This window comes from Psychromicrobium xiongbiense (assembly GCF_030271165.1).
Classification (GTDB): Bacteria; Actinomycetota; Actinomycetes; order Actinomycetales; family Micrococcaceae; genus Renibacterium; species Renibacterium xiongbiense.
The window spans coordinates 1-18,609 of record NZ_JASSZH010000049.1; the positions used below are offsets into that span (position 1 = coordinate 1).

Here is an 18,609-nt window from a genome sequence, read left to right on the forward strand (position 1 = left end):
CCAGGACACCTGCACCCAAAACCCCACATCCTGGGGCTGCCCCGGCACCTAAGACCGGCACCTAAAAACCGGCGCTCTCAATCAGCGTGGAATGACAGCTCGGCATCCGGAGGGTCAAAAAGCAGTGTCCAGAACTATCCGCCATCGGCGTCGCCCGCAGCCCGAAAGACACCGATCGCCCCCGACCGGGCCCTCCCCCACAAACCCTCACTCCGTCCCCCCAGTGTTCAGATGAAGCGAACCTTCAGCTGAAGGCTGGCACGGCCTCGCTGATCCGTGCGTGCAAGGGCCGCAGGGCGGAACGCTCCGTGCGCACTTCCAGCAGACTGCGGCCCTGGATCGGCGCCGTCAGTGCTTCATCCAGCTCCGCCTGGGTAGTCACCAGCAGGTGCCGGACCCCGTAACCGGCTGCAATAGCAGCCAAATCGGCGTCCTGGGCAGTTCCGAAGAAGCGTTCCACTGTCTGCCGGTAGGCGTCCTGCTCCCCCAGCGCGCCGTGCTCCAACAGGCTGAAAATCCCGCCTCCGGCATCGTTGAGCACCACCAGCTGCAGATCTGGCACCCGCTCCCCGCGCGGCAGCAGCAGACCGCCCGATTCGTGCAGGAACGTCAGATCGCCGAGCAGCGCCCGTGTGACCTGACCAGCGGACATGTGCCCCTCAGCCAGGGCTCCGCTGCCCAGGGCTACTCCCTCGGCTGTGGAGACGGAGCCGTCGATGCCGGCCAGGCCGCGATTGGCGAAAACGCGCGGCGACTCCGTGCGAGGCCTTCCGACCAGGTCCACGTCCCGGATCGGGTTGGAGGAGCCCAGAAACAGCTGACCGTCGGTGTGTTTCCATACCGCCCGGGCGACGTCGAGGCCGGTCAGCCCTGAGTCGGCGAAGCCTTCCTGTGCCGACTCAATGGCCGATTCTGCAGCCAGCGCCCAGATCTGCCATTGTTCCAGCCATCCGGCCTCGCCGCGCCCGGCAAATTCGACCAGCGACCGCAGACTCTCCGGCCCGGTGAAGATCTGCTCGCGGCGTTTCCCGGGCTCAAACCAGGCCACCGGAGTCGGCAGATAGAGCGCCGAGGCTCCGCGCAGTCCCGTAGCGGCCAACAGGCCGGCCACCGGACGCGAGAGCGTGGGCCGGCCGAAGACGATGACCCGGTCGATCAGACCCGAGGCGGAGGCAAGGGCCATCCGGTAAGGCCCGATGGCGTTGGGCCCGAAGCGTGCCCCGGAGGACGGCTCGGCCAACAGTGGCAGTCCAAGGTCCCGGGCAAACTGCTCGGCCAGCGGTCCGGCGTCATGACCGGCGATCACCACGGAGCGACGGAGTGGGAGAACCTCCAGAGAGTCCAGCACTTCGCGGTCCGCTGCGGGTGCCGAAGCCCTGGATACCTGCTCACTCGAAAGCTGGTTCGAGAGATGAACCTCGGCGTACGGCGTCGGCGGTTCGCCCACTGCGGGTACCAGCGGATCCCGGAAGGCCAGGTTGAGATGGACAGGCCCGGCGGGAACCCCGCGCAGGAGGCCCCTGGCGGCATCGAGCGCAGTCTGCAGGGCTGGCCGCGGGTCCTCCCCCGCAGCGCAATCGGCAGCAAACCGCACGTGCGAGCCGAACAGATCCACCTGATCCGTGGTCTGGTTGGCACCGGTTCCGCGCAATTCCTCCGGCCGGTCCGCCGTAATGACCACCAGCGGGGCCCCCACATGGTGCGCTTCCATCACCGCAGGCAGCAGGTTCCCCGCTGCGGTGCCCGAGGTGGTGATCACCGGCGTCGGCAGTCCGCTCGCCAGCGCCAGGCCCAGAGCCGTGAACGCCGCACTGCGCTCGTCGATCCTGACCAGGGTTTCCAGCGCTGGCGCCTCGGCCAGTGCGTACAGCAGCGGCGCATTCCGTGAGCCCGGGCAGACCACCATCTGACGGATACCGGCCTCCAGCAGGAGTACCACCACGGCGCGGGCCGCCGTCTGCGACTCTGACTCGGCAGGGGGCTGAGAGGCGGATTCGGAACCGGGTCCAGGAACGGGTACAGACATATCCTGATTCTTTCAGTTAATCGTTCAGTCCTTGGTCCACCAGCAGGGCATGCACCCGGCGCAACCGCTCCAGCCACCAGTCGCGCCGACCGGCATCGGCCTGATAGCGCTCCAACAGCCCGGGATCGGCAGCCACCTCCCGCAGAGTGAGGACTCCCCGTTCCATCTGCAGCGGCTGCTGCACCACATCGGCCGCCAGCAGGGTCCCGGTGCCCAGTCCGCAGGCGTAGCGCAGCTCAGGCAGCGCCGCGGCAAGGGCCAGCCCGGCACGCAGCCCCACCGAGGTGTCCAGGGCAGAACTCACGACGACGGGCAGCCCCGCCTGAGCGACGATCTCCAGTGCCCGGCGCACACCGCCCAACGGGGCAGCCTTAATCACCAGAAGGTCGGCGGCTCCGGCCCGGGCGACAGCAAGCGGGTCGCTTTCCTTCCGGACGCTTTCATCGGCCGCTATGGGTACCGGCAACCCCTCGGCGTGCAGGGCTTCGCGCAGCCGCGCCAGCCCGTCAATGCCAGCCACCGGCTGCTCCGCATATTCCAGGCCGCAGTCAGCCATCTGTCGTAGGGCCACCAGCGCCTCGTGATGGCTCCACCCGGCATTCGCATCGACGCGCAAGGCAGCATCGGGCAGCACCCGGCGCACAGCCCTCAGCCGGTCCAGCTCCTCCGCCAGGCTCTGCCCCGGTTCGGCCACTTTGACCTTGACGGCGCTCACTTCGCCGTAGGCTGCCAGCAGTTCCGCCACCTGATCGGCGGGCAGCGCGGGCACCGTGGCGTTGACCGGCACCTGCTGACGCACGGGTGCGGGGAACCCTCGCCAGCCCGCCTCCAGGGCAGCCGCAAGCCACGGCACCGCCTCGGCGTCGTCGTACTCCACGAAGGGTGAGAACTCGGCCCAGCCCGCAACACCGTGCAGCAGCAGGGCTTCCCGGACCACGATGCCGCGAAAGCGGGTGCGTAGCGGCAGCGCCACGACGCGGGCGCTCAGCTGCAGTTCATCCCAGGAGGGAAGAGGCCAGGAGGGAAGAGATCCGGGCCGAGGAGTCTCTGTGGGTGCACCATTCACGCATCGAGCCTACGCCGAACGGTTACCCAGTCAGCACAGAGCTGGGACGCTGCAACAGCAGACCCACAGCGGGCCTCCCGTAGGGTGGAAGTATGGCGAAACGGGGAATCACCAGCAGATGGCTGCACACTCCGCTGCCTTTTGTGGCTGCTGCTCTGGCGAGTGTTGCGAGCCTGGTGGCGTGTTATATGTTCTTTGTCCACACCACCACCGGGCAGTACATCGACGAGTCGGCCTGGTCTCAGGCTGCAGCGTTCCATCAGAGGCTGGGGACTCCGATCACCAGCTTTCTGGATGCTCTCCCCGTAGGGTCGCTGGTGGTCGGCGGCCTCACGGTACTGCTGATCTCCGCGGTACGGCGCCGATGGTTGGCAGCTCTGGTGGCCGTGGTGTCCATGGTCGGTGCCGATGTGACTACCCAGGTGATCAAGGCTCTGTTGCCGGAACGCCCGGACCGGGGCATCCTCACCCTTGACTTCAACTCGCTGCCCTCCGGCCACAGCACCCTGGCCGCAAGTGCCGCCACCGCCGTGTTCCTGGTGGCAAGCCCCCGATGGCGCCCGCTGATCGCCTTCCTCGGCGGCAGTTTCTCGATCGTGGCTGGCGGATCCACCCTGGTCAATCAATGGCACCGGCCCGCGGATATTGTGGCGGCGTTTCTGGTGGTGGCCGCCTGGGGGTCGGCGGCCGGCTGGTTCATGGTGCACGGAAAGGATGCCCGGAACGCCTGGCGAGGTTATGGATCGTTCTGGGCAGCCTCACGGTTCTGGCCTGCATTGTGCACCGCCCTCGGGGTACTGAGCGCCCTGGGATCGTTGATCGTGGTGTGGCCGCTGTCCGGCCATGCCACCGAGCCCACTACTCAGTATTTCTGGGCTGGACTGGCCCTGGTCGTCATCGTCGGCTATCTGCTCTCGGTCGGCGCCACGGTGCTGTTCGGGGCGACCACCCGGCGCGGCGCGGATGGGTCACACGCCAGCCGCACCCGTGCGCTGCACAGCGTCTGAGCAGCCACTCCGCCGCACCAGCCCGTCATCGAATCGTTACGCCTGAATTCCACCGGACTCTTGATAAACCATCAAATGGCATTATTGTTTAGCTCATTGATGTGTTTATTCGATTCAGGAGGACCCATGCGCACCACCCCCACCCTGCGTCGGGCAGTCCCGGCCCGAACGAACACCAGCCCCTCGGCCATTGCAGCGCTGCCTGCCGGTCGCGATCTGGTCGTCGATCTGGTCCGCGTCGGCTGCATGTTCGCGGTCGTCGCAGTGCACCTGCTGATGATCGGCATCAGCGTCAAGGGCGGCATCACGATCGTCAATCCATTGACCGACATCACCTGGTTTGCCCAGGGCACCTGGTGGGGCCAGGTCATGCCGCTGTTCTTCGTCGTGGGCGGTTTTGCCTCGCTCACCTCCTGGCGCTCAGCCCAAAGAAAAGCAGCCCAGCACGCGCCCGATGTCGTCCCCACTTCCACTGTCGCAGCCAGCTATCTGCGCGCCCGGCTGCTGCGCCTGGTCCGGCCGACCGTGGCACTGTACGCCTTCCTCGCCGTGGCGCTCTGGACGGCGTATTTCGCCGGAGCACCCACCGATCTGTTGAAGGCCATCGCCGTCGGCTCCGGGGTGCAACTGTGGTTCCTCGCCGCCTACCTGATCTGCCAGCTGCTGGTCCCGGTGCTGGCCGCCTGCCACGAACGTGCACGCTGGCTGACCGCCCTGACGCTGCTGGCCGCCTCCGTCATCGTGGATCTGGTGCGTTTCAGCACGGGGCAGGAGGCCTGGGGGCTGCTCAATATGGTGTTCCTCTGGTCGTTGGTCCAGCAGCTGGGGTTCTTCTACGCCGATGGCCTGTTCAGCCGGATGCGACGCTGGCAGCTGGCCGCAGTCGCCCTCAGCTGCTATCTGCTGCTCATTCCTCTCACCCACGGCGGCCCCTACCCGGTGGACATGCTCTCCGCTGAGAACCCACCCATGATGCCGCTCGTCCTGATCGGCCTGGCCCAGATCTGCCTCGTGGTGCTCTGCTACCCGGCACTGAACTGGCTGACTCGCCAGTCCGCGGTCCAGAAGGTGATGTATGTGGTGGGCAGCCGGTCCATGACGATCTATCTCTGGCATCTACCGCTGATCATCGCGATGTTCGGCGTGGCGCTCCTGGTCGGGCTGCCCTTCCCCGAACCCGGGAGCGCAGGGTGGTGGCTGAGCCGTCCCCTGTTCTATCTGGCAGCCTTCGGTGTGGTGCTGCTGGTCACCCGCCCGCTCACCCGGCTGGAGCTGGCACCGACCACGCTTCGCCCTGGAACCACGGCACCGTCGCTGTGGCTGGTCGTACTGGCCACGCTGCTCGCGACCGCTGGCCCGTTCGCCGTTCTGCGGGAGGGCCTCAATCTGGACAATGTGCTCTGGGGGCTACTGGGTCTGGTGGCGGCACTGTTCCTGGTCCGTGATCTGCGCTGGCCTGCCAGGATCGTCAGCGCCTGAACAGGCATCTGAACCTCAGGTTCCAGGAACTACCGTTGAAGAGTCCCGCGGTTCAGCCGCGGGACTCTTCGTGTAGGCGCACCATGAACCAGCGGGACTGTTCCGGCCCGTAGGGCAGGATCGGGATGGCCTTGGTGGCATCGTCCGGGCTCTCGCGGCGCGCGGCCAGTGCAGTCCGGACCGCGGTGGACATGGTGTTGGCCATGGCCCGCACAAAATCGTCGCCGACTGGGCGGCCATGCCCGGGCACCAGGAACTCATAGCGATGCCGGAGCGCGGAGAGCTGGCGCAGGGTATCGGCCCAGGCGATCGGGTAGGAATCCTCAAAGTTGGGGTGGCCGCCCTCCTCCACCAGGTCTCCGACGAATACCGCCAGGGGCGTACCCACCAGGAGGTCGCCGTCGGTGTGCCCGCGGCCCAGATAGAACAGCGTGGCGATGATGCCGCCCAGATCCACCAGCACCGGCTGATCGCGGACCAGCGCCTGCGGGACCACGATCTCCACGTCGTCACCGGCACCGGCAGCCATCTCCGGCTCGAACTCTGCGTTGACGAAGCGACGCTTCCGCTCGCCCTGCTCTGCGATGATGGCAGCGGATCGCTCATGCGCCCAGAACTCGGTGACCCCGTGAGCGGCGAACAGCGCATTGCCGAAGAAGTGGTCGTAGTGGGCGTGGGTGTTGACGACGACGAGCGGCAGCGCAGTCACTTCCCGGACGTCAGCGAGAATCTGGCCCGCCTGACGGGGCCCGCAGCCGGTATCGATCACCAGGGCACGGTCCGTTCCAACGACCAGCCCGGTGTTGAGCAGTTCTCCCGGAGTGGAGAGGACATAGTGACCGGGACCGAGTTCTTGCCATTCCGCCATCGTCTGCCATCCTTCTGGGGGTTCCGCGCTACCAACGTCAACCATTATTGTGCAGCACACCACACCTCATGAAGCGCATCGCCTCGACTACGCTGAGCTCACCCCTGCGGAGTCCCTACAAAATCCCCTTCGAAATCCCCAGGGAAGTGAGGAGCACCATGCCCGATGCCGAGCGCCCGGAAAGGGCGGTGCTGGACCTGCTGGACGTTCCGGCCGCCGAGCGGATCCTGGCAGGCACTCCTGCGCCGGGCGAGCTATGGGCCGCAGACTATCCCTGGGCCGATGAGCTCAATGCCCTGCGGTTTTTCCTCGCGAGCGGGCCGCGGGTTCCCGAAGCCTTTGGTCTCTACCGAATTCGGCGGGCGTCCGATGGCGTGGCGGTGGGCGGCATCGGCTTCTTTGGGCCACCGGACGATGACGGCGCAGTCACCCTGGGTTACGGACTGGTGCCCTCGGCGCGTGGCCGGGGGCTGGCCACCGCGGCGCTCACCGCGACGCTGGAGATCGCGCGGGCCGCAGGCGCCCGACGGGTCCAGGCCGTGACCGATGCGGACAACGTGGCCTCCCAAGCGGTGCTGTTGCGCTGCGGGTTCTCCCTGATCCGGACCGATGAGCAGCAACACTACTTCGAGCATGCGCTCGGCACTCCAAAGGCACCCTGACCGCCACACTCGCTCTGAGATGAAATTTCGCTCTGGGACAAGCTGAGCGGGTTCGGCAGAGACCTCCCGGTAGGCTCGCAGCATGACGATTCCTGCGGCCGCAACCCCCTCGACCCCGCCAACGCCCGCCGCCCAGGCCCCTCGGGCCGCCAAGGTCCCCCAGCTGCGTGAGCACCACGGCGATACCTTTGTGGACTCCTACGAATGGCTGCGCGATAAGGACAGCCCCGAGGTTCTGGCCCATCTGACCGCGGAGCAGGCGTACACGGATGACGTGACGGCGGGCCAGGAGCCCCTGCGCGAGGCGATCTTCCAGGAGATCAAGGGCCGCACTCAGGAGACGGATCTCTCCGTCCCCTACCGTCGTGATGACTGGTGGTATTACGTGCGCATGGTGGAGGGGCAGCAGTACGCCATCCATTGCCGCGTGCCAGCCCAGAACACCGGCGACCTGACGGCCGACTGGACGCCGCCGGTCGTCATCGCCGGTCAACCCGTCCCCGGGGAAGAGATTCTGCTGGACGGAAATGTCGAGGCGGAGGGCCAGCCCTTCTTTGCCCTGGGCGGACAGGCGCTCACCAGGGATCATCGACTGCTGGCCTATGCGGTGGACAACGCCGGGGATGAGCGGTTCACGCTACACATCAAGGACTTGTCGACCGGGGAGCTACTGCCGGACACGGTGGAGAACATCTTCTACGGGCTGGCCTTCTCCCCCGACGGCACCGAGCTGTTCTACACCGTGGTGGATGATTCCTGGCGGCCTTATCAGGTGAAATCGCACCGGCTGGGTACCGATCCGGCGGAGGATCTGGTGCTCTTCCAGGAGGACGATCCGGGCCTGTGGACCGGTTTTGAGCTCTCCAGCGACCGGAACACCCTGTTAGTGTCGGTCGGCTGCTCCGAATACAGCGAAACCCGGCTGCTGGACTTTGCGGACCGGGCGGCAGGCCTGCAGATGGTGATTCCGCGCAGCGAAAGGGTGCTCTACGACGTCGACCCGGTCACTGTGGCCGAACGGGCCCAGTTGATGATCACCCACAACCGGGCAGCGCAGAACTCCATGGTCTCGCTGGTGGACCGGGCTGAGCTGAGCAAACCACTGGCCGAGCAACAGTGGCTCACCGTGCTGGCGCATCGGGACACCGTGCGAGTCAATGGCACGGCCTCCACGAAGCACCATGCTTTCATCTCGGTTCGGCAGGACACCACGGAGAAGGTGCTGGTCCTTCCGCTGGCCGTCCTGGAAAGCGGTACCCCTGATTCCGAGGCTTTCCTTCGCCCGGAGTTTGAGGAGGAACTGAGCACCGTGGAGCTGGCCTGGACCGAGTACCGGGCCCCGCTGATCCGGCTCAGCTACACCTCTTTTGTCACGCCGCCGCGGCTGTACGACTATGTCCTGGCATCGGGTGAGCTGGTGCTGCGTAAAGAGACGCCGGTGCTCGGCGGCTATGACCCGGCGGACTATGTGGCCGAACGCGAATGGGCGACGGCCAGCGACGGGACCCGGATTCCGCTCTCCGTGATTCGCCGGGCGGATCTGGCGCGCGATGCGTCCCATCCAGCGGTGATCTACGGCTACGGCAGCTACGAAGCCAGCATGGACCCGGGCTTCGCCGTGCCGCGACTCTCCCTGCTGGATCGCGGGATCGTCTTTGTCATTGCGCACATCCGCGGAGGTGGCGAGCTGGGCCGTGCCTGGTATGAGGACGGCAAGAAGCTGACGAAGAAGAACACCTTCACCGATTTTGTGGCGGCCACCGACTGGCTGGCCACCTCCGGGTGGGCCGATCCGCAGCGGATTGCCGCCATGGGCGGTTCCGCGGGCGGGCTCCTGATGGGTGCGGTCCTGAACCTGGCGCCGGAAAAGTATGCGGCTGTGCTGGCGCAGGTGCCCTTTGTGGATGCGCTCACCTCGATCCTAGATCCGGAGCTCCCGTTGTCCGCGCTGGAGTGGGAGGAATGGGGAAATCCGATCACGGATGCTGAGGTGTACCAGTACATGAAGGAGTACAGCCCCTACGAAAACGTGCGGTCCGTCGCCTACCCGAAGATCGCCGCCGTGACCAGCCTCAACGACACCCGCGTGCTGTACGTGGAGCCGGCCAAGTGGGTGCAGGTGCTGCGTGAGGTCACCACGGGTTCGGAGCCTATTGTGCTCAAAATTGAGCTCGATGGCGGCCACGGAGGAGCATCCGGACGGTACGAAGGGTGGAAGACCAGGGCCTGGGATTACGCCTTTCTGGCGGATGCCCTGGGCGCCACGGAGCTCGTCACCGGGTAGGTTACGGGCCCACTTGCCGTCAGATGATGCGACTAAGGTGGCGGTTTAGCCGCATCATCTGACGGCAAGTCGGCGATTCGTGCACCCACGTCGATCACTGAGACAAGCGGGGATCTTCCAGCTACGCTGTGACGTCGGCGCTGAAGTCGATGTGGTGCCCCTGGAGCCACATCATCGACTCGCCCCCATCGCGGGCTGCGCGACCGAAGATCATCGGGAGCATAACGTCGCGGATGATGCGCCCGACGAGTCCAGCTGCCTTCTGATTCGAGCTGCGGCGGCCATGCGCGACGATCTTCTCGACGCGCTCCCGGCGCAACGAGACATAGAGCTCGAACGCGGGGGAGGGCGTCGGGCAGTCGCGGAGGCACTGGGCGAGGATGACCACGTCTTCGAGGGACATTGCCGCGCCCTGCCCGGCGGAGGGCGAGGTCGCATGCGCGGCATCGCCGACGAGCACCATCCGCCCCTGCCCGTCGTGCCAATGCTCCACGACGGGCATGTCGTAGGTCGTCCAGCCGGTCAGAGGGCCCGGAGCTGCGTCAAGGATCCGTGCAGCAGGACCCGCATCACCCGCCATGAGCTCGCGCAGCCATCCGCGGCAGTCCGCGACCGCGCACCCCTCGGAACGACGGGCCCGTAGTCACGCCGCCTTCGAGCTGGCTGCCGAGCCCACCTGCCGTCAGATGATGCGGAGCCGGGTCCGGGCAGATGTCCGGAGAAAACTAAGGAAGAACCAGCGGCAGCGGGCTGGCCCGCGGTTGCGGATCGGAGCGCAGACGCGAGTACACCGCGACGTCGAACCGCTCCGATCCGTACTCCAGCTTCTGCCGTTCCAGCCCCTCCTGGATGAACCCGGCCCGCACCGCGACCGTCCCCGAAGCAGGGTTGTTGACTCGATGCCCCAGTTCCAGCCTGACCACGTCAGTATGCTGGAATACCCAGCCGCAGAGCGTCACGACTGCGCTGGTGGCAAGCCCCATTCCGCGGGCTTCCGGCGCCACCCAGTAGGAGACCCACCCGGTGTGATGACGGGATTCCAGCTGACTGATCCGGACTTCCCCCACCGCCCGGCCCTCATCTGAGTCCTCGTCGGAGGCATCGGGATCAGCCCGGCAGATCGCCAGGCTGAGCGATGTGGACTCCGGGTGCCACGCCCGGGTCTGGATCCAGGTCCGCACTTGTTCCAGTGTCATCGGACCACCCTGGCTCGACATGTCCGCGACCTCAAAAACGGCCGTTACCTGGTCGGCATCGTGCGCTAACCAGGGCCGCAGGAAGGCGTCCTGAGCCTCAGGCACCTCAGCCGCGCGGCTTGTTGAGTCGATATTCCAGTGCGGACCGCACCATGGGCCATTCTGAGGCGATGATCGAAAAGACCACCGTGTCCCGCACCGTGCCGTCCGGCATTCGCAGATGCGAGCGGAGCACGCCATCCTGCTTAGCGCCCAGCCGGGCAATGGCGTCCCGTGACTGCTGGTTCATCCAGTGCGTGTGGAACTCCACGGCCACACACCCCAGAGTCTCGAAGGCATGCTGCAACAGGAGGAGCTTGGAATCCGGATTGGTTCCACTGCTCTGGGCGCTCCGCGCGTTCCAGGTGTAGCCGATCTCCAACCGTGGAGTCGCCACATCGATATTGCAGTAGGTGGTCATGCCGATGACCTTGCCGTCGCTAAGCCGTCGGGTGGCGAACGGCAGCATGGACCCCTGTTCCTGCAGGCTCAGCCGGCGCTCGATCTCGGCCCGCATGCCCTCCGGCTTGGGGATCCGGGTGTACCAGAGGTTCCACAACTCGCCGTCGCGCACGGCCTCCACCAGGTCATCATGGTGATCCAGGCTGAGTGGCTCCAGTTGGACGAAGCGTCCGGTCAGTGTCACGGGCTGAAACCGCGGGGTGGGCTGGATCAGAGCAGGAGGTGTCTTGTTCACAAAGCCAGTCTAAGAGGATCTGTATTTTGTCAGGGCCCAGGCTTAGCCTGAGGCGATGAGCTACTCACTGCAGATTGCTGTCGATGCCGAAGATCCGCATATGCTCGCCGACTGGTGGGCAGAGACCCTGGGCTGGACGGTGGAACCCTCCAATGAGGAGTTCATCCGCTCAATGATCGCGCAGGGCTTCGCCACCGAGGCGGATACGCTGATCCACCACGGCATGCTCGTCTGGAATGCCGGGCAGGCCATCCGCCCGCCGGAAGGTCTACCCAACGCAGCCAGAATCCTGTTCCAGACCGTTCCTGCTGGCGAGGTTAAAACCACCAAGAACCGCGTGCACTGGGATATCAATCTCCAGGGCGAGGACAAGGCTGCCGTCCGTTCTGCGCTGGAAGCCCGCGGTGCCACCTTTCTCTGGGAGGCCAGCCAGGGCCCGCACAGTTGGTACACGATGGCGGATCCTGAAGGTAACGAGTTCTGCGTGTCCTGAGTCAACCTGGTTGCTCTGCAGCGAGGCCCCGGAACGACAACGGTCGGGACGGTGCACTGAGCACCGTCCCGACCATCTCAGCCCCGGAAGTCGCGGTCAGGGCTCCTAGCGGTTTACTGCCCCATCTTCGGGTCGGTGAGGCTGGGCTTTTTGGTCTCGGCGTGCCCGGCGTACCGGCGAGTGAAGTTCAGCCCGTCCTGGCCCTGGACAGTGAGATCAAACCAGCCATGGCTGGCCTGCAGATTCACCTGGATGTCCTTACTGTGGCCTGCCTTGACGGTCACCGTGGTGGCGGACTTTTTGTCGTAGCTGTTGTCCACCGAGTAAGTCGCCGCGGAGGAGCCGCCGTTGCTGAGCGTGGCCTTGAGCTCCTCACCCGCCGGGTTGAGCGTCAGGGTCACTTCCTGCTGTGCCGACCGGGCGGCATCGCCGGCAACTTCAGCCAGATAGCCGTTGGCGCCCCAGATGCTGAGGCCATAGGTCCCCGCATGGTTCCAGACATCGGTGACCGATTCGCCCGCAGCGATCTGGTAGCGCCTCGGCGCATCGGCCGGAGCGTTGTTGTTGCGGATGTAGAAGTAGCAACCGATGCTGCCCTCGTTCTTCAGGGTCAATGCCACCGAAGTCGCCGTCACTGAGGCCACAGCCACCCCAAAACGGTAGCCCAGCGGTCGGGCCGGGCGCTGCCCCTGATCCTGCCGGGGCATCTGCTGCTGAGCAGGAACGCTGAACGGCTGGCCCTGACCCTTGATGTGCTGCGGCCGGGTGAAGCTCTCCGGTGCAATCGAGGGCTGAGCGAAGTTGAAGGCGGAGGTCAGGTCGCCACAGGTCGACCGGCGCCAGGCACTGATATTGGTCTCTTCAATGCCGAATCGCTTTTCGAGGAAACGGAGCACCGAGGTGTGATCGAAGACTTCGGAGCAGACCCAGCCGCCCTTGGTCCAGGGCGAAATCAGCACCAGCGGAACGCGCGGCCCCAGCCCGATGGGCTGCTTGCCCAGCGGGTCCGCGCCTGGAATCAACGGGCTGGCTTCGCCGGGGTGCAGATCCAGATCCAGAATTTCCTGGGGCAACGATGACGCCAACGATGCCGACACCATCCCATCGCTGCCCTGAGCGTTCTTCAACGGGGGCATGGGCGGTACGACGTGATCGAAGAAGCCGTCGTTCTCGTCGTAGTTGAGAATGAACACGGTTTTGGCCCAGACCTCGGGATCCGAGGTGAGCGCCTCCAGCACGGTGTCGATGTAGATGGCGCCGTCCGTGGGCGAGGCCGAGGGGTGCTCCGAATATTTGTAGGGCGCAACGACCCAGGAGACTGCGGGGAGACTGCCAGACTGCACGTCGGTCTTGAGTTCCGCCAGCGTGTGGTTGGAGGCGCCCTTAGCGATCAGGTTCGGCGAGCCGCCTTCAGCGAGCTGGAAGTTCGCGAAGAACTCCAGTGAATTGTCCGTGTAGTTATCAGTGGCATCCCCAGGGATTCCGGTGCCACCCTGATAGACCTTCCAGGAGATTCCCTTGGCTTCCAGACGCTCCGGGTAGGTCTTCCAGGTGTAGCCGTTGTGCCCGCCACGTTCGCCCAGACCAGGCCCGTTGGGCTTGCTGCCCATGGTGTTCTGGGCATCGATGGTCCCGGACCAGAGGTAGACCCGGTTGGGCGCCGTGTCCGCGTGAATCGAGCAGAAGTAGGCATCGCAGACGGTGAAGGCGTTCGCCAGGGCGCGATGGTAGCTGTTCTCTTTTTCGGTGAGGTACGCCATGGTCAGCGGATCCTGCTTCTGGTTCACCCACTCATCGTGACGGCCCTGGTTCCAGGCGAGGTGACCGCTGCTCCAGCCGTGGTTGGTCCCGTCGATGTTCTCGCTGGTGCGCACCGAATCGATGTCGAAAGGCAGGACGAACGTGGCATCAGCAGCGAGTCCCCGCGAGTGATAGTGGCTGCCCTTGACCTTGGCGGTCGGCTGATGCCAGACGTCGTTGCCATTGGGCAGCTTCCACGGCCGGGGATCACCGAAACCGCGAACCCCGTTCATGGTGCCGAAATAGTGGTCAAAGGAGCGGTTTTCCTGCATCAGGATGACGACGTGCTCGACGTCCTGGATGGTTCCGGTACGTACGTTCGGCTCAATGGCGTAGGCCTTGGCCATCGCGCCCGGCAGTGCGAGCCCTCCTGCGAGTGCTGCTGCGGCACCCAGGACTGTTCTACGGCTGATGTTTCCCACGTTGTTCGCCTCCTACGGCGTTGGTGTGCTCGGTCTGTGCTGTCCCAAGGTCCCCGTCCCCAGGTCGATTCCACTAGATCGCGGTTTGGTAACAAGGAAGAAAACATCAGACAAACTTGAGTTCATCACCGTGATATTTCCGCGCCGAAGGCCACTATTCACAGCTGCCATCCAGAAACATCAGGACTTTGCTCGATGCGGTTCCGCCTTTCATAGGCCTTTCAGACTGCGTGCTGCTGTCACGGAGCGAGGCCAGCAGTGCGGCTGCTTCCTGCATCGCGTCTTTCGACGTCTCACCCGCACCCTGAACGGCCCCCACCACCAGCTGCTCTCTACCTCCCAAGGTGACGTTGGCGGCAAAGAGGAACACCCCTCTGGCCTGTGGGCTGGTTCCGGTCTTCAGCCCGATCACCCCCTGCGAGCCCAGCAGGGTGTTGGTATTGGTCACCCGGCCACCTGGCAGATCGGCGCTCGGCTGGCGCACGATGTCGGCAATCACCGGGGAGCGCATGGCGGCACCGGCCAGGATGGTCAGGTCGCGCACGGTACTGGTCGTGGCCGGATCGTATCCGCTCGCATCCGGGCCGATCTGGGTGGAGTTCATCCCTAAGTCAGCCACCGTCCGTTGTGCCGCCTGTCGGTAGGCGTCCAGGGAGCCGAAGGCCCAGAGCGCCAACGAATCGGCGATGTTGTTGGCCGAAGGAAGCAGTGCAGCGCGCAACAGGTCATATTCGGTGAGCACCATGCCCATGTAGACCGGGAAAACGGTCCCCTGTGCTGCCCGGTAACGGTCGTAAAGCCTGACGTCAACATCGGTCATCGCGACCTTCAGCCCGGGTTCGTGCAGTGCAAGCGGGTACTTTTTCAGCACGGTGAGGGCCATGATGACTTTGGCGGTGCTGGCTGTGGGAACCGGCTGCTGGCCCGGTCGGTCGGTCAGCGGCTCGCCACTGCCCTGCACCATGATGCCAGCCGCTGAGGAGGGCCAGTCCACCGCGAACCCTGCCGGGGAGCTGGCGCTGCCCGGGAGGCCCGCCGTCGTGCAACCGCTGAGCAGCAGCAGTGTCAGCGCCAGAAGGACCAGAAACCTGTTGCGAATTCTCATGCTTCCACGCTAGGAAGCGAGTGTCCGCGCCCCATTCCGGCTGTGCATCAGCTCAGCAACAGGTGTCCGTCCGTGGGCAAGCGCCGACCCGGCTCAGCCCGGACTGCCACCGGCATCTGGCGGTTCACCGTACCCCCACCGCAGCGTCACGCTACCGGGGCCGAAGTTCCACCGCACCAAATGTATGGAGGCCGAGGCGTCCAGCCAACGCGGGCTGCGTCGCTCCACTCCCCCGATGATCTCAATTTCCTCAAACCAGTCCGGGACATTGCGGGGGTCGAATCGGACCCAGTTCACCAACTTATGACTGTGATGATAGGCAGGAGCGGCTACCACCCGCTCGAAAGGATTGTTGAACGCCCCGTCAGAGGGCACCTCGAGTTGGATCGCAACCATCGCCGACTCGCCAACGTCCAGCGGACGGTCAAGCTCAACTGACACCGCTTGAACCGTGCGGTGAGGGCTGAGGTACCGGTCAATCACCGTTCCGCCACCCAATACCTCGAGGATGAGCGGCTCGAAATCTGCTTTGTCGGGAACGATGGAGAAGACGAACCGATCGAGGGTTCCTTTGATGCACTCCACCAGGAAATGGAAAGTGCTTCTGGCCAGAAGTCCGTCCAGCCCGACGTCCGTGACGATCTGGAAGGAGGTGATCCTCAGCGAATCATCCGGCGGACCGTTGAGTGCCTGTTTTGCTTCAAGGAACGCCCGAGCCGGATCTGCCGCGTTGTCGAGTGTGGGGAATTGGCGGGCCATCGGTGGCAATTGATTTCCGGGAGAGGCCCGAGCCGCGAACCCTGCCAAATCGCCAGCGTTCAGCGCAAGAATCTCTTCGATATCAGCGATTACCTCCCTACGGAGTACCGGATCCGGCTGCCGTGCGCCGGATCGCCAGTAGCTCAACGTCGCTAAGGAGATCGGGTTGCCGCGGGCCATGAGCCGCTCCCGCAGCCGCGTGAGCGGCAGTCCCCGCGAATCGAGGGCGCCGCGGAAGGCCTCGGCAAATGCCCCCGGAACCTCGCCCTCCAGCATGGCCTTGCTACTCATGGCCCGGCGGCTCGCCATAACCCCAGTGCAGCGTCACGCTGCCGGGTCCGAAGTTCCACCGTACCTGGTGGATAGAGGTTGGGGTGTCGAGCACCCGAGCCCGGCGCTGCTCGCCATCGGGAGTCACGTCCACCTCCTCAAACCAGTCCGGGATTCTGCGTGGATCAAACCGGATCCAATTCGCCACTTTGTGGGCCAGGTGATAGGCAGGGACCGTCATGAACTGGCCAAATGGGTTCCCAGACGACCCCTCAGGCACCATGTCCACGCGAATCTCCAGCATGAGCGACTCACCCACCTCCAGGGTGCGGTCAAGCTCAATTGACACCGCCTGGACGGTACACTGCGGGCTGAGGTACTGATCGACCACGGCACCTCCGCCCACCACGTCAATCACCATCGGACGCTCAATCTCTCCAGCAGGAGCAACGCATAACACGTGGTGAGTGAGCGTACCTTTGACACACTGCAGGAGGAACTGACAGGTGGCTGCGATGGGGAGCCCCTCGGCCCCGACGTCCGTCGTCATCTGGACAGAAAGCATACGGAACGTATCATCGGCCGGGCCATTGAGTGCTTGCTTCGCATCAAGCACTGACTGAATTCGATCACCGCCATGCTCGAGCGTCGGAAGGTGACGGGCTGCGGGTGGGACCTGGCCCACATCACGTGGCTTCACTGCGAGGCGGACCAAATCCCCTTCCTCCAGAGCAAGGATCTCTTCGATGTCCGCGATGACCTCCTTGCGGAGCACCGGATCCGGCTGGCGCGTGCCGGAACGCCAATAACTCAAGGTGGCCAGGGACACCGGATTTCCGCGGTCCGCGAGGCTATCGCGCAACCTGGTGAGCGGCATGTTGCGTAACTCGAGGGCCGCACGGAGGGCATCGGCAAACCGCTGTGAAACCTCGGCCTCAGGCCGCAACTCAGTGCGTGGCGCAGACGCCTGGGCAGGCTCGCCCACTTCTGCATGTTCCCCCGTAGACACAGGTCAATGCTAGCGCGGCCACAGAAGGCCGGTCCAGGCCGACACTTCTGGCGTTGAATCGGCCCGGCTGCGCTCCCCAGGCGCTGCCGGGCCGATGTATCGGCGTGGATGCTGCCCCACGGAACCCTGTCTGGGTGAACACCATTGACGGTTCGCATCCGATGTTGTCAGTGTAGGAAGCTCGGTTTCACCAGCACGGTAGATCTGTGAAAGGCCTGGGGCTTAACACTCCGACCTCGGCTGTGAAAGTGTTCGCCCTAAAATTTGTACAATCGCTCGCGTAGTGGCATTCAGCGCGGTGGAATTCAGGAGGTGGGGATGAAGGCAGGCCAGTCATCCCGCGGCTCCCGACTGACCGGCGAGTCGACGCGCGGAGCACTCACTTCCTTCTCCGACGACTTTGCCAGTGCACTGGACGAGAGAAACCTCTCGCTGAGCAGGCTGCGAGTGCTGCTTCAGGAACGCGGGCATCCGGTGCCGGTAGCGACGCTCAGCTATTGGCGTTCCGGGGCACGCCGCCCCGAGGGCGACCGGTCGATGGCCACCGTTGCCGCCATCGAGGAGATTCTGGCAGTCGGCCAGGGGCGGCTGACCCGTCACCTTGTCGGCAAATCTCGCCGAATCGGGACCGTCTCCGCGCTCGCAGACCCCGATGCCGACGATGCTCTGATCCGGGACATGCAGTCCATCCTCAACAGCTCCCCTGCCGAGAACATGCGGACGTTATCGATTCAGGAAACGATCACCGTGGATGATCGCGGTGCCGTCGCTGCCGTGACATCACTCCTCTTGCTGCAATGTGTGACGGGTCGAGTGGACCGCCTTGGGTACGTGCAAACCGCCGCGGAGCCCACTGAAGAACACCCCCAGCTGACACGCATCGTGGGCGGATCGTGTGATCTGGTTCATGTTCATCCGTCTGGACGGGCCGTCGGGTTTGCGATATCGCTCGCAACGCCTCTTCAGGTGGGAGAGACCGCCATGGTCGAGGCAACCATGATCTTCCCTCGCAGCTATCCCGTACGACGTGAACATCAGACTTTCGTGCGTCGCCCGGTGCGCGAGCTTATTCAGTGGTTCCGCTTTTCAAGCGCTGATGTGCCTACCTGGTGTGACGAGGTAGAGACCGTATCCGGAGTCCGACGGACGCGGGAGGTTGCGCTCGACACACCGATCTCCATCCACCGGGTTCGTTCGGATTTTGGTCCAGGCAGCCTGCGCCTTCGCTGGGGATATGACGACGATTTCCCAGAATAATCCTGGGGTGCAGGACATTCAGAACCAAGACCTTTCACAGTCGCTCCGACGGTGTGAAGTTGGCTTTCCTACTATCAAGCTGGGGCCAATTCCACACGATTAGGCAACGATCAGCAAGGCACCCCCCGGAGCCGGTCGTCTGTCGATGTGAGGCACCTCCCAGCAGGGCC

General features: G+C 64.7%; 16 protein-coding genes. 6 read left to right on the forward strand and 10 right to left on the reverse strand.

All coding sequences use genetic code 11. From position 1 onward, the window contains the following. Positions 1-244: 244 nt before the first annotated feature. Together menD and QQM37_RS14060 are read right to left on the reverse strand one after the other, a co-directional pair. A complete protein-coding gene (menD, locus tag QQM37_RS14055) occupies positions 245-2,026 on the reverse strand; it encodes a 2-succinyl-5-enolpyruvyl-6-hydroxy-3-cyclohexene-1-carboxylic-acid synthase (RefSeq protein WP_285728242.1) in 1,782 nt (593 codons plus the stop codon). 16 nt (positions 2,027-2,042) lie between these two features. Further along, on the reverse strand, positions 2,043-3,092 hold the full coding sequence (locus QQM37_RS14060; protein WP_285728243.1) for an o-succinylbenzoate synthase: 1,050 nt from the start codon (positions 3,090-3,092) through the stop codon (positions 2,043-2,045). A 92-nt stretch (positions 3,093-3,184) separates the two neighbouring features. Between QQM37_RS14060 and QQM37_RS14065 the strand changes: the two genes are divergently transcribed. After that, on the forward strand, positions 3,185-4,099 hold the full coding sequence (locus QQM37_RS14065; protein WP_285728244.1) for a phosphatase PAP2 family protein: 915 nt from the start codon (positions 3,185-3,187) through the stop codon (positions 4,097-4,099). 126 nt (positions 4,100-4,225) lie between these two features. Continuing rightward, complete coding sequence (locus QQM37_RS14070) at positions 4,226-5,578, forward strand: acyltransferase family protein (RefSeq protein ID WP_285728245.1); 1,353 nt, start codon at positions 4,226-4,228, stop codon at positions 5,576-5,578. 52 nt (positions 5,579-5,630) lie between these two features. On the opposite strand, the gene QQM37_RS14075 is transcribed toward QQM37_RS14070, so the two are convergent. Then, the gene (locus QQM37_RS14075) at positions 5,631-6,446 is read right to left on the reverse strand and encodes an MBL fold metallo-hydrolase (RefSeq protein ID WP_285728246.1); all 816 of its coding nucleotides are present in this window, start codon (positions 6,444-6,446) and stop codon (positions 5,631-5,633) included. 158 nt (positions 6,447-6,604) lie between these two features. Here QQM37_RS14075 and QQM37_RS14080 point away from each other — a divergent pair, with 158 nt between their 5' ends. Then, positions 6,605-7,108: a GNAT family N-acetyltransferase gene (locus tag QQM37_RS14080; RefSeq protein WP_285728247.1), complete on the forward strand. Its 504-nt coding sequence runs from the start codon at positions 6,605-6,607 to the stop codon at positions 7,106-7,108. A gap of 82 nt (positions 7,109-7,190) precedes the next feature. Next, the gene (locus QQM37_RS14085) at positions 7,191-9,392 is read left to right on the forward strand and encodes a S9 family peptidase (protein WP_285728248.1); all 2,202 of its coding nucleotides are present in this window, start codon (positions 7,191-7,193) and stop codon (positions 9,390-9,392) included. 121 nt (positions 9,393-9,513) lie between these two features. Here the strand turns inward: QQM37_RS14085 and QQM37_RS14090 are convergent, their stop codons facing one another. The 3 genes from QQM37_RS14090 to QQM37_RS14100 form a co-directional block, all read right to left on the reverse strand. Next, complete coding sequence (locus QQM37_RS14090) at positions 9,514-9,972, reverse strand: FAD-dependent monooxygenase (protein ID WP_285728249.1); 459 nt, start codon at positions 9,970-9,972, stop codon at positions 9,514-9,516. Positions 9,973-10,117: 145 nt separating this feature from the next. Beyond that, on the reverse strand, positions 10,118-10,693 hold the full coding sequence (locus QQM37_RS14095) for a GNAT family N-acetyltransferase (protein WP_285728250.1): 576 nt from the start codon (positions 10,691-10,693) through the stop codon (positions 10,118-10,120). 1 nt (position 10,694) lies between these two features. Then, positions 10,695-11,324 carry a GNAT family N-acetyltransferase gene (locus QQM37_RS14100; RefSeq protein WP_285728251.1) on the reverse strand — a complete coding sequence of 210 codons (630 nt, stop codon included), beginning with the start codon at positions 11,322-11,324 and terminating at the stop codon, positions 10,695-10,697. Positions 11,325-11,379: 55 nt separating this feature from the next. Between QQM37_RS14100 and QQM37_RS14105 the strand changes: the two genes are divergently transcribed. Then, entirely contained in the window at positions 11,380-11,817 is a 438-nt protein-coding gene (locus QQM37_RS14105) for a VOC family protein (protein ID WP_285728252.1), read from the forward strand. Between the two features lie 113 nt (positions 11,818-11,930). Here QQM37_RS14105 and QQM37_RS14110 read toward each other — a convergent pair whose 3' ends face one another. The 4 genes from QQM37_RS14110 to QQM37_RS14125 all read right to left on the reverse strand — a co-directional run bounded on the left by QQM37_RS14110 (position 11,931) and on the right by QQM37_RS14125 (position 17,182). Continuing rightward, positions 11,931-14,039 carry a phosphocholine-specific phospholipase C gene (locus QQM37_RS14110; RefSeq protein ID WP_285728253.1) on the reverse strand — a complete coding sequence of 703 codons (2,109 nt, stop codon included), beginning with the start codon at positions 14,037-14,039 and terminating at the stop codon, positions 11,931-11,933. A 154-nt stretch (positions 14,040-14,193) separates the two neighbouring features. Next, positions 14,194-15,144, reverse strand: coding sequence for a D-alanyl-D-alanine carboxypeptidase family protein (locus tag QQM37_RS14115; RefSeq protein WP_285728254.1), 951 nt, complete (start codon positions 15,142-15,144; stop codon positions 14,194-14,196). Positions 15,145-15,237: 93 nt separating this feature from the next. After that, positions 15,238-16,194: a hypothetical protein gene (locus QQM37_RS14120; protein ID WP_285728255.1), complete on the reverse strand. Its 957-nt coding sequence runs from the start codon at positions 16,192-16,194 to the stop codon at positions 15,238-15,240. After that, positions 16,187-17,182, reverse strand: coding sequence for a hypothetical protein (locus tag QQM37_RS14125; RefSeq protein ID WP_285728256.1), 996 nt, complete (start codon positions 17,180-17,182; stop codon positions 16,187-16,189). The genes QQM37_RS14120 and QQM37_RS14125 overlap by 8 nt, the downstream gene beginning before the upstream one ends. Before the next feature lie 318 nt (positions 17,183-17,500). Between QQM37_RS14125 and QQM37_RS14130 the strand changes: the two genes are divergently transcribed. Then, positions 17,501-18,439 carry a hypothetical protein gene (locus QQM37_RS14130; RefSeq protein ID WP_285728257.1) on the forward strand — a complete coding sequence of 313 codons (939 nt, stop codon included), beginning with the start codon at positions 17,501-17,503 and terminating at the stop codon, positions 18,437-18,439. Positions 18,440-18,609 lie beyond the last annotated feature (170 nt).